This window comes from Marinagarivorans sp., from assembly GCF_982758155.1.
In genome coordinates this window covers 1-11,961 of the sequence record NZ_CEXWTU010000155.1, presented here as the reverse complement: position 1 = coordinate 11,961, position 11,961 = coordinate 1, and the positions used below count along the sequence as shown (strand labels likewise).

The window sequence follows — 11,961 nt, the reverse complement described above, 5'->3', positions numbered from 1 at the left end:
TGATAAAGCCCTAAGCGATCGATGGCAGGAAAGTATAATGATTATTGCAAAGCAGTTGGGCGCATTAATGAATGCGAAAAAGAAAACCTCGCAACGTTGAAAAAACGCTGGAATCGAGATGCTGGATGCGCTTCGCTTAGGAGTCGAGATTCGCTATGCTCGGGAGGCGTGATGCTAGATTTGAGAAGTAGGCTTCTAGATTCCCAGAGCGAAGCGCCCCCGATTCCAGTATCCCGACACCTGAGCAAAGCGAACCCCGCAGCGAGTAAGTGGGTTAAAATTCCAGATTCCCGGCGCGCAGCGCCTCCCGAGCGAAGCGTCCCCGACTCCAATATCCCGATACCTGAGCGAAGCGAATGAATATTGAAGAACTCATCCAACAAGGCGAAAACAGCGCGGTAGAATTTAAAACAGCCGAGGTACGCCCAGAATCTTTAGCGAAAGAGCTAGTTGCTTTTGTGAATGGCCAGGGTGGCGTTGTGCTGGTGGGGGTGAGTGACAGTGGTGAGGTAGTTGGTTTAAATAATGCCGATGCTTTTTGTGATTGGGTGGCTAATATTTTACGCACAAGCCTTAATCCACCTGTTAATGCCGAGGTAAGCGTAGTAGCGATAGCGGGCAAAAACGTTGGAGTAATCAACATCCCTAAGGGTACCGATAAACCCTACCAAACTAACGCTGGGCAATACTTAGTTCGCGTTGGTGCCACCAATAGGGCGGCATCGGTTCACGAGCTAATGCGATTATTCCAGCAGGCGGGGGTATTCCATGTTGATGCTAACCCGGTGGTAGGGGCATCAATTAAAGATTTAAACCTAAGTGCCCTCGATCAATATTTGGCAAGATACGACCTAAGTCTTGCGGATGAGGTTGACCATGCGACCTTATTCAACAATATGGATATATTAACCAATGGAGAGCCAACAATAGCGGGCCTGCTGTTGTTCGGCATTAATCCGCAGCGTTTTTTGCCCAATGCCTGCATTAGTTACGCGCATTTTGTTGGCGATAAAGTCGATAGCGATTTAGTGGATAAGCAAGTGATAGGCGGCAACTTACCAGAGCAAATTGATAAAACCTTTGCCGTGCTAAAAAATAATAGTGCCGCACCTAGCGTAATAGATGGGGCGAAAACAGTCGACGCAAAAGCGGGCTACCCCGATAAGGTATTGCGAGAGTTGATAGTTAATGCCGTAGTGCATAGAAATTACAGTATTGCAGGTTCTCGAATTCGCATAATGCACTTTAGAAATCGCATAGAATTTATATCACCAGGGCGCTTACCAAATACAGTATCAATTGCGAAGTTACCCTATGGCGTTTCTTATTCCAGTAATCCCATTATCTTAAAATTTTTAGAAAACCTAAGGTATGTGGATAAGCTAGGTCGCGGCCTACCCATGGTGTACCAAGAGGCGAAAAAGCTTAATCGCGAAGTGATATTTGAAGAGCTAGGCGAAGAATTTAAAGTCACGATTTCGCTATGCTCAAGAAGCGAGAGGCGGGAAAAATAGGATGCGGGAAAGAGCGGAAGCGAGATTCGGGAGATGTGATGCTAGATTTGAGGAGTAGGCTTCTAGATTCCCGGAGCGAAGCTCCCCCGATTCCAGCATCCCGCTTCCTGAACGAAGTGAACCCAGATTCCCGGCGCGAAGCGCCTCCCGAGCGCAGCGCCCCGACTCCAATATCCCGCTTCTTGAGCAAAGCGAATCCCGAGCGAAGCGCTCCCGATTCTTGAACGAAGTGAATCCCGCGTCCTGAGCAAAGCGAACGTTCAGTGGTTGAACACCCCGCAAAACTGTCGTAAACTCGCCACCCATGAATCAAACACCCATGCCCGATGAAGTCCGTTTAGCGCTAATGCGTAAACTGGCTCAAAACCCCAACCTAAGCCAGCGCGAATTGGCCGCCGAGCTAGGTATAAGCTTGGGCAAGGTGAATTATTGCCTGAAAGCTCTAGTTAAGGTGGGCTGGGTTAAAGCGGGTAATTTTGCAAGGTCGAAAAATAAGGCCGGTTATGCTTATTTATTAACCCCAGAAGGCATAATCGAAAAAGCAGCACTCACTAGCCGTTTTATAGATTACAAACAACAACAATACGACAGCTTAAAAAAAGAGCTAGAAGAGTTAAGGGCGGAAGCGAAATAACCCGGAAGCGGGATAAGCGAGAGGCGGGAATACGGGAAACCGGAAAAGCAGAGCTGGGGGGCGATATGCGTGAGCCGAGAAATAGAGTCCAGATGCAGGCTCCTTAGCAAAGCGTTCCCGAACCCCGATTCTCGATTCCTGAGCGAACCGAAGCGAACAAATAAAATTAAAATCCCGATTCCAGCATCTCGATTCTCGAATCCTGAGCGAAGCGAATCTTGAGTGCAGCGAACCATGACAGATAAAGAAATAGATAAAAAATTAAAAAAAATGGAAGAGCAGCTAGATGTAATTACATCGACTCTTGAGCGAAGCGACTCTCGATTCCTAAGCGGAGCGAATCCCGATTCCAGTTTCTCGAATCCAGACTCCCGCTTCTTGTCTCATGAACAGCGCGAACTCTACGGCCGGAGCGACGAAATAGACCTTCGTGAACTTTTTTCCATTTTATGGCTGGGAAAGTGGTGGATTATTGGGGTGACTTTTTTGTTTGCGGTGGCGGGAGTGGTTTACGCTATAAGCTTGCCGAATATGTATAAAAGTGAAGGTATCTACGCGCCAGGAGAGCGAGAGGTTGGCAGTGCACTTAGTGGTCAAATTGGCGGTTTGGCTGCTATGGCTGGAATTAATATCGGTGGTGAGGAAAGTAATGATATTGACCGTGCTATTGCGCTGCTGGAAAGTTGGCCGTTTATCGAATCCGTTGTGGATAAACATGATTTGAAGCCTTTGGTTATGGGGGTTATTGGTTGGAGCGGTGAGTCAGACACTTTGGTGTGGGATCGGGAAATGTTCGACCCAGTAAATAAGCAGTGGTTGAGGGAACCGAGTCACGGGCGAAAAGCTGAACCTTCTGGGTATGAAGTGTATGAACGTTTAAAGGAGTTTTTGGTAGTGTCACGGGACTCTAAAACAAATTTGATACAGATATCATTTACTTTTTATAATCCTGAGTTGGCTATTGAATGGTTGGACTTGTTTGTTAGAGAGCTTAATGAGCATTTCCGGAGTCGGGATCAAGAGGTTGCGAGAAAAAGTATAGAGTACCTAGAAAAAAAGATCGCGCAGACCGCTATATCTGATATGCAGGCGGTATTCTATGAGGTGATTGAAGCTCAGACTAAGACCTTGATGCTTACTGAAGTGAATGATCAGTATTTGATTGAGACGGTTGTCAGTCCAATGCGCCCAGAGAAAAAAAGCCGTCCACTTCGGGCTTTGGTTGTTGTTTTATTTGTATTTATAGGGGGGGCACTGGGAGTGGTTACACTTATTACTCGCCGAGTGGTGCGAAGAGCTTAGCTTTGGCTCGTATAGCGATATGATATTGAGAGTATTCGATTTTGAGTAAAATGCTAATAAAGAGTGGCTTGGGAGTACTTTTTGTAAAGGTGTTGGGAACATTGCTGATGTTTTTTTTGACAGTAATGTTGGCTCGAGTACTTGGCGTTGAAGGGTTTGGTCTGTACTCCCTTGTACTCTCTGCTGTCATGTTGCTTTCGATTCCTGTTCAGGCTGGCATTCCAACGTTGGCCGTTAGAGAGGTCTCAAAAGCAGTTGCCGGCAGCAAGGGGGAGTTTGTACAAACTATAATCCGTTGGGGAAATCGACTGATATTTTTGTATTCGTTAGTTGTAATAGGTGGTGTATCTGCAGTTGTTTTTTTCTCCAAAGATGTGTTGGGTGACCCACGCTTTAGTGTTTTTGTTGTGGGGCTAATATCGTTACCTCTTTTGTCATTAATGTTGTTTCGTTCGGCAGTGCTTCGTGGGTTGGGCGCTGTTGTGGTTGGGGTCGCGCCGGATGGTTTTCTTCGGCCAGCAGCGAATGTGGTGTTGCTGTTCGTTCTCTACAAGTTCTGCTCAGTAATAACTTTAGGTCCTATTCATGCCTTAGCTACCTATGTGTTATCTGTAGTGCTAGCACTGTTGTTCGTAGTGTTTATGCACTCCAGAATATCGAAATCGTATTCGTTGTCTGAGCATTGTAAAGTCCCGCAAGAGTGGCGGTCAGCCCTATATTCATTGACGGTTGTTGGTGGTGCTCAGATATTATTTGGGTATATGGACACGTTAATCTTAGGTTGGTTGCGCGATGATAGGGATGTAGGCTTATACCGGGTTGCTGTACAGCTAAGTTTGTTGGTGAGTTTTTCGCTTACAGTCCTAAATCAAATGCTTCAGCCTCATTTTGCAAGATTATATGCTCAGAATGAGGGTGAAGCTCTGCAATTACTGGTTGCAAAAAGTTCTATTATGATATTTTCTATGGCGATAGTTTCAGCAATTATCTTCCTTGTCGGGGGTGAGTGGCTAATTGTTTTTATATTTGGTGAAGAGTATCGATTCTCCTTTGCTGCATTGCAAATTCTTGTGGTTGGGCAGTTGGCGAATGCTATGTTTGGTTCGGTTGGTGCGCTCTTAAATATGACGGGGCATGAAAAGGACTCGATGAAAGGGATGGTGGTTGCTGTCATTGTAAATGCGGTTTTGAATTTGGCTTTGATCCCAGTGTGGGGGGGGGTGGGTGCTGCGATCGCATCTGCCGTGTCATTTGTGGTTTGGAATTTCGTTCTTCGAGTGTATGTGAAAAAGCAGCTGTCGCTTGAGAGTTCTGGGCTAATTTATTATTTGAAAAAGAATTTTTTTAGGTCGGGGAGGCTTCAGTGAAAGTTTTATTAGTGGGTATGGATGGGGCGCATACGGGCGCTTTTCAGAGAGAGTGGACACCATTTGTATCTTCCTTGTTGGAAAAAGGCAAGCAGCTGAATATTGTTAATGATCTTTTGAGTCGCGGATGGTTGGAGATCGCTACAGGACAACACGCCTCTGTAACTGGCGCTATGTATGATAAGCCTAAAGTTGATGGCTCTTTGGAATGGAGCTTGGAGTTTTGTATTCACGATATCCCCGGTTTTGGGGAAACAGTAAAGCCCTTGTGGCAAGCTTTAAATGAAAGAGGGCACAGTGTTGGTATAATGAATCTACCTACTACTTTCCCTGCTCCAAGTGTTAATGGTTTCTTTGTGTCAGGTGGCGGCGGCGGAGCGCCCGTGACTCAAGCTGCTACGAAAGAGTTGTGCTATCCCCAAGAGATATCAGGTGAGTTGAATCAGATGGGTTATATTGTTGATGATCGGCTTTATCAGCTTGTGGTTGATAAGAAGTTGGTGTCTCCAGGCGAAATTTTTACTCAGCTGGCACATAAAAATAGGAAAAGAACTGAATGTTTCTTGGCCTTGAATAAAAGATTTGATGTCGATTTTGGTTTTGTGGTCTATAAAACGTCATCCGTCTTGGCTGAGACTATACTGAACACCGAATGGGTCAGGCGCGACGGAACTGGCAATCAGCAAGATGAAAATTTGGAGTTGGCTATTCGGAAGTATTATGAAGCTTTCGATGGAGAGATACGCGCTCTGCATGAGGCTTACCCAGGGGCCGAAATTGTGTTTGTTTCAGATCATGGAACTATAGGGCGTAAATATAGTGTAAATCCTAATGTTTTCTTACAGGAAAAAGGTTTTCAAACTGTGGGGGCTAAAAAAGCATTACTGAAGACGCTTGTCGGAAAGCTAAAAGAAATTATTCCGTTTTCGGTTAAAGCCTATTTGAAGAAAACATCGGTTATGAAGGCGAAGAATGTTGGCTTGATTAATTTTGATTTGGCTACCACTAAGGCCTTCTGTAAAACGCAAGGTGATTGGTCTCACGGCATTTATATTAATGATAGTGTTCGGTTTGGCGGTATCGTGGGTGATGATTTTGATACTGTAAAGTCTGAAATAATAGATTTACTTAATTCTGATCCACTGATAAAAAAGCATGGTTTACGCGCATATTCTACTGGTGATAAAAGGACCTTTTTTCCTGATATCGCGATTGAATTACCTAATGGCTTTTTGACTACTGATAAATCTAAAGTTTTTATCGAAGAGTTTAAGGTGCCTCAAAGTAGTGGCGCTTTGGGGTCTATTATGAAAGGCGATATTCTGAGCTTGAAATCACATACTCCTTTGGCGGTGTTTTCAAATGTGTTTTTGGATGAAGTCGGCGAGGAAAGTGGCGATCTGACGGTGGTTTATCGACAAATTTTGAAGTATATGGGCTAATATTTCTGTCAGAAAACTGTTAATAAATACAATTTAAATGTTTGAGGGAAGTGTGGTGAATAAAAAAAAAGCGGGAGTGATAACGCTTCATGGCGCTAATAATTATGGTGCTGTTTATCAGGTGTATGCTCTGACTCGTTATGTGGAATCATTGGGCTTTGAAGTTTTTGTTTTAAATTATCGCATGGAGAAAAACAAGTTAAGAAAATGCATGCTTAAACCAATTTCTCTTTTCAGAAAGATGTTATCTCGCAATGCATTTTCTTTAAATTTTTTGAATCAGCGCAAGCAATACTATCAAGGAAAGCAGAGGGAGAAGGGATTTTATGTGGCTTTTGAGGATTTTAGAGCTAAATACTTGAATGTCGTCGGTAAGGAGTGTGACTATGATGACCTAACTAATGACTGCCCAGAAGCATATGCATTTATTACAGGGAGTGATCAAGTTTGGGCTGCCGATTTCCTGTTTACATCGCCAGCTTACTTATTGGGCTTTGCACCCAAAGGCGCCAAAAGAATATCTTATGCCCCAAGCTTTGGTAAAAGTCAGTTGGAGCCCTATTTGAGGAGCACTTTTAAGCGCTATATTGAAAAGTTTGATGCGATTTCTGTTAGAGAAAATAGCGGTGTTGACATCGTGTCTGACGTGGCAAACTTGGATGCCGTTAAGGTTGTGGATCCTACATTACTGTTAACTGATTATAGTGAGATAACAGACTATAGTTTGGCACCTAGTGAACCATACATTTTGGTGTATCGCTTAAATCAAGAGAGGGAACTAGCCGAATGGATGGTTGATAGTATAAAGGCCGTGGCGCAATCTACGGGTTTACCTCTTGTCGCTGTTTCTACAAACTGCCCTTGGGGACTTGGTGTTGGCGGCAGTGATTTGCAACCAACACCTGAACAGTTACTGGGGCTGGTAGATAGGGCCGCATTGGTTTTGACCAATTCATTTCATGGGACAGTTTTTTCATTGTTGTTTCGAAGCAAGTTTTTAACCTTTGCAAGGGATCGTTTTGAAAATAAACAAAATTTGAGGATGACTGAGTTATTGGGGAGTGTTGGTTTGATTGATACTTTCTGCGGCCCATTTATTGATGTGGAGTCTGTGGTGGAAAAGTCAAAGTTGGGTGTTGACTTTGAAGACGCTCACACACATTTAGAGAGGGCTCGCTCTGTATCTGTGAATTATTTAAGTGGCGCGTTACTTTAGCCCACTTTTTAGTATTTCGTTTATAAACCCTTAAGTTCTTTTCTGTGTGGCACCAAAATGTTGATTCTCAAAGAAAGAACGGTCGTCTTAGGGTTTATATTCTTATGCCTCCCTTTTTTTGACATGGTCAATGGGTTTCTCGTTGTTCGGGGTTTTTTACCTGAAGGGGGGCTAGCTTCGCCGTCACAGCTTGGTCGGTTGTTGGCGACGGCGCTGTTAGCCTATGTAGCAGTTAAAAACAAACTCAGTGCAATGTGGGTATTCGTGTTTGTTTTATGTTCTCTGTTGGAGTTTGTTGCCGCAATTCGCAGTGGTAATTTTTTCGGTGTCGTTTATGGTGTGATGACTGCTTATCGATTGGCATTTTTCTCACTGCTATTCACCGTGCTACTATTTTTTACCCATCAGGATATTCGAGGTGTTGGGCGATTCTTAAAGTGTAACTTGCTTTTTATTGCGATGAGTATTGTTTTTGCGTCTGTTTCTGGGTTGGGGAATAGTACCTATGGCTGGGGGTTTGGCACTAAAGGTTTTTTTGCCTCAGGCAATGGTTTGGGAGTCTATTTGGGGGTTGCGGCACTGACTTTATTGCTTATGAAGCATTACGGTTTGTATCGCGATGTTAGTGTTCTTAGTCTTGTTATTGCTTGTATGGGAATGTTTTCGATCGGCTCTAAAACAGCAATTGTTTTAGCGTTACTGACACTCTTTATGTTGGCTTGGTTGTCTAGGTTTCGGACGTTATTGTTTTCCTTACTTGCGCTAGCCTTGCTCTATTTGTCTCCCTACATTTTGAATGTTACTAGTGTTGCATTTGATGTGATAATTATTCGCTATAAAAACTCCGATTCCGTGTTGGAATATTTAACCAGTGCTCGGCTCGAATATGTTACACATGCTTTTTCCGTAATAGAAAGTCAAGGTGTCGGTGTGTGGCGATGGCTTTTTGGGGGCGGGAGTTTATTGTCCTTTCAGAATCCGTATGCGCAAATAGGCTTTGATACGCTGGAAACTGACCCGTTTGATATTCTTTTTATGTATGGCATGTTCGGCTTATCAGTCTATGTCATGTTGTGCGTGTATGGTATGACACTATACCGTGGTTGTAGGTATTTTTTGCTAGGGTGGTTACTTATGGTGTTGCATTCTGTATTTGCGGGGCATGTAATATTTAATGGTATGAGCGTTACTATGATGGCGTTGCTATTGGCTATTGGTAGTGCCCTAAGAGGTGGGCGCATCAGTCAAAAAAGTGAGAGTGATGTGAGGAAAGTATGAACATTGTAGTCAGAGTTATCTCTAAAATTAAAGGGCGGGAGGTCAAAATTGATGATCATGTAACAAGTGCTTATTTGATGTACTTATTGTTTATCAAAATGATTGCCTTACTCCGAGGGATGTTGTTTGTACGTAAGCTTGTTTTTATGGGGCGTCAATCTAGAGTTATGGCCGTACGTCAGTTTTATGTGGGAAAAGGAGTTGAAATCGGAGATTGGGTTCAAATAGAGTGTTTTTCCCGTAATGGATTGCATGTTGGAAATGGTTCAAAAATAGGAAGTTATTCTACAGTAAAGGTAAGCGGTTCATTATCGAATATCGGAGATGTCATCCGTATTGGTGATAATGTTGCCATTAGCGATTACTCCCATATTGGAGGAGCGGGAGGCGTGAGGATTGGTGATGATACTATCGCGGGACCATATCTAAGTGTTCATCCTGAAAATCATAAATACGAAGAGTTGGGGGTTCCGATCCGCTTGCAGGGCGTAGTTCGCAGTGGAATATCAATTGGTAAAAACTGTTGGATTGGTGCTAAGGTTACTATTCTGGATGGCGCAAAAATTGGGGACGGTTGTGTGATAGCTGCTGGAGCCATTGTTAGGGGATGTTTTCCTGATAATGTCGTTATAGGTGGCGTGCCTGCTAAGGTGATAAAAAAGAGAGAAGTTAATGAGTGAAAAACGACTTAAGGTTTACGCTGTTCACTTACTAGACGATTATAGTGGTAGTCCTAGAGTGCTTACTGACGCATTAAATTGTTTGTCTGGTAGTGATATTGAGTGCGTTGTCCTGACAAGCCAGCACGATGGTTTTTTGTCCGATAGCGATTTTACAAAAAAAATTATACCTTATGGGCGGTTCGATAAGAAGTGGGTTTTACTTGTTGCTTATCTGTTATCACAATTTATTTGTTGTTTAGTTTTGATATGTCTTTTGTTGATAGATAAGCTACGACAACGAAAGATTGTTCTTTTAGTTAACACTATGCTTCCTTTTGGCGCTTTCATTGCCGCTAAGTTGATGGGCGTTCATTGCATTGCTTATGTTCACGAAACATATATATCACCGCCTACTTTTAAGAAGTTTTTACGTTTCTTTATTGAATATTGTGCGTCGGAAGTTATTTTTGTTTCTAAGTATTTAGCTGAGGCCGAAGAGTTTGAACTTCCGAAGTCAACCATTCTTTATAATGGTCTTAGAAAAGATTTAAAATTTAGCTCTCGGTTCTCAAAAAAGACGCGTTTTGAACGGCGCTCAATCCTATTTTGCGGATCTTTAAAGAATTATAAGGGGCTAGATAAATTTATTTTACTTGCACAGTCTATGCCTGACTTTAATTTTGTGGCCGCTATCAATTGTTTCGTGGAAGATTTGAATTTTATGTGTGGCGAGATCCCAAAAAACTTACAGCTGTTGCCTCGCCCTAAAAACCTATCTGATCTGTATCAAGTATCTTTTTTGGTTATTAATTTGTCTGATCCTGAGTTGTGTGTTGAAACATTTGGCTTGTCGATATTGGAAGGAATGGCAGCCGGTGCCCCAGTGATTGCTCCGCCAGTAGGTGGTCCGGTTGAGTTGGTTGGTAATGCGGGGCTTTTAGTTCACCCGAGTAATATTGCTGAAATATCAGCGTTTATTGGATGTTTGGCCGAAGACTTTGAGTTGTGGTGTGACTATTCTCGGAAGGCATTATTACGAGCGGAAATGTTTAGTGCCGAAAAGTTCGAAGAAAATTTACTTCGACTGTTTTTAGTGTGTAATTCTTCTTTGGAGGGTGAAAGTTGATTGCTATTATCGGAATCGTAGGTGTGCCCGCTTGTTACGGTGGTTTTGAAACGCTTGTAGAGAATTTACTTGACGAAAAAGGTGACTATCTCGTCTATTGCTCTTCTTCTACATATAAAGAAAAGTTGGTGTCTTATAAAGGTGCAAAGTTAAAGTATGTACCTATAAATGCAAACGGTGTTTCGAGCATAATTTACGATGGTTTTTCGATGCTTCATGCGGTCTTCAGTGGCAGTAAGGTATTATTAGTCCTCGGTGTTTCTGGCTGCTTATTGCTTCCTTTTTTACGTTTGTTTACGAGAAAAAAAATAGTTACGAATATTGATGGCCTTGATTGGAGGCGCGAAAAGTGGGGTAGAGCTGCGAGGATATTTCTAAAATTATCTGAGAGGTCTGCTGTTAGGTTCTCGGATGTGGTTGTTGCAGATAATCAGGGTATAGCGGATTACGTGTATAGTGAGTATGGGGTGAGGCCAGAAGTTATAGCTTATGGTGGCGATCATGTACTTACTCGCGCGATTACAGGGGTATCTAAAGGTTATTCGTTTGGCGTCTGCCGAATTGAACCTGAGAATAATGTTCATGTTATTTTACAGGCTTTTAGTGAAAATGATTTCCCGCTTAAATTTATTGGCAATTGGGATGCGAGTGAGTATGGAATCACATTGAAAAAAAAATATTCTAACTTTCCTAATATCGAAATTATTGACCCTGTATATGACCTTGACGAACTTTTCAAATACAGGGACGAATGTTCAATTTATGTGCATGGTCATTCGGCTGGAGGTACAAATCCATCATTAGTTGAAGCAATGTTCTTTGGGAAGCAAATCCTTGCGTTCGATTGCGTTTATAATCGAGCAACTATGCACAATGAAGGCTTGTATTTTACGAGTGTTGAGAGTCTAGTTAATGGTTTAAAGCAAAGTACCAACACAGAGCGAGATATCAGCGGGGCAAAAATGCGTGAGATCGCTCATAGGTGCTATAGCTGGGGAAGTATACGGAAAGCTTATGCCGATCTTCTTGTTTAGTTTTTCCGCGGTATAAAACTTAAATGGACACACACTCTAAATTCTGGACAAAAAGTGATCATTCGCTAGGCTTAAGATATTGCCCTCTGCCGCTAGGTGATTACCATGACAAAGGCCCGTAAAATTCAAATTTCGCTAGATGTAACGCCTTATTATCATTGTGTCAGTAGATGTGTCAGAAAAGTATTCTTGTGTGGTCGCGATAATTACATAGGGCAAAACTACGAGCATCGTCGTCAATGCACTGCTCAATAGCATCCTTGCTACCGCTGCATTAGTAAATCCATTTACGTTGATGAAGACCGCTTGTTGTTATTGGCTGAGGTCTTCCCCATCGATTTGTGTGCCTATGCCGTGATGTCGAATCACGTGCATACCGTATTGCA

At 42.8% G+C, this 11,961-nt stretch carries 10 protein-coding genes and 1 pseudogene; all 11 read left to right on the top strand.

The features are described from left to right. Positions 1 to 356: 356 nt before the first annotated feature. Complete coding sequence (locus tag AC3A8L_RS14970) at positions 357 to 1,514, top strand: RNA-binding domain-containing protein (RefSeq protein WP_487963073.1); 1,158 nt, start codon at positions 357 to 359, stop codon at positions 1,512 to 1,514. A gap of 304 nt (positions 1,515 to 1,818) precedes the next feature. After that, on the top strand, positions 1,819 to 2,148 hold the full coding sequence (locus AC3A8L_RS14965) for a MarR family EPS-associated transcriptional regulator (protein ID WP_487963072.1): 330 nt from the start codon (positions 1,819 to 1,821) through the stop codon (positions 2,146 to 2,148). A gap of 234 nt (positions 2,149 to 2,382) precedes the next feature. Beyond that, complete coding sequence (locus tag AC3A8L_RS14960; RefSeq protein WP_487963071.1) at positions 2,383 to 3,450, top strand: Wzz/FepE/Etk N-terminal domain-containing protein; 1,068 nt, start codon at positions 2,383 to 2,385, stop codon at positions 3,448 to 3,450. Positions 3,451 to 3,500: 50 nt separating this feature from the next. Then, a complete protein-coding gene (locus tag AC3A8L_RS14955) occupies positions 3,501 to 4,817 on the top strand; it encodes a flippase (protein WP_487963074.1) in 1,317 nt (438 codons plus the stop codon). Next, a complete protein-coding gene (locus tag AC3A8L_RS14950; protein ID WP_487963070.1) occupies positions 4,814 to 6,259 on the top strand; it encodes an alkaline phosphatase family protein in 1,446 nt (481 codons plus the stop codon). The genes AC3A8L_RS14955 and AC3A8L_RS14950 overlap by 4 nt, the downstream gene beginning before the upstream one ends. 55 nt (positions 6,260 to 6,314) lie before the next feature. Further along, positions 6,315 to 7,475 carry a polysaccharide pyruvyl transferase family protein gene (locus tag AC3A8L_RS14945; RefSeq protein WP_487963069.1) on the top strand — a complete coding sequence of 387 codons (1,161 nt, stop codon included), beginning with the start codon at positions 6,315 to 6,317 and terminating at the stop codon, positions 7,473 to 7,475. Between the two features lie 57 nt (positions 7,476 to 7,532). After that, entirely contained in the window at positions 7,533 to 8,753 is a 1,221-nt protein-coding gene (locus AC3A8L_RS14940) for a hypothetical protein (protein WP_487963068.1), read from the top strand. Then, positions 8,750 to 9,433, top strand: coding sequence for an acyltransferase (locus tag AC3A8L_RS14935; RefSeq protein ID WP_487963067.1), 684 nt, complete (start codon positions 8,750 to 8,752; stop codon positions 9,431 to 9,433). Before AC3A8L_RS14940 ends, AC3A8L_RS14935 begins: the two co-directional genes overlap by 4 nt. Then, on the top strand, positions 9,426 to 10,541 hold the full coding sequence (locus tag AC3A8L_RS14930; protein ID WP_487963066.1) for a glycosyltransferase family 4 protein: 1,116 nt from the start codon (positions 9,426 to 9,428) through the stop codon (positions 10,539 to 10,541). Before AC3A8L_RS14935 ends, AC3A8L_RS14930 begins: the two co-directional genes overlap by 8 nt. After that, on the top strand, positions 10,538 to 11,575 hold the full coding sequence (locus AC3A8L_RS14925) for a DUF1972 domain-containing protein (RefSeq protein ID WP_487963065.1): 1,038 nt from the start codon (positions 10,538 to 10,540) through the stop codon (positions 11,573 to 11,575). Before AC3A8L_RS14930 ends, AC3A8L_RS14925 begins: the two co-directional genes overlap by 4 nt. Positions 11,576 to 11,680: 105 nt before the next feature. Then, a pseudogene (locus AC3A8L_RS14920) lies at positions 11,681 to 11,961 on the top strand (hypothetical protein); the annotation flags it as partial.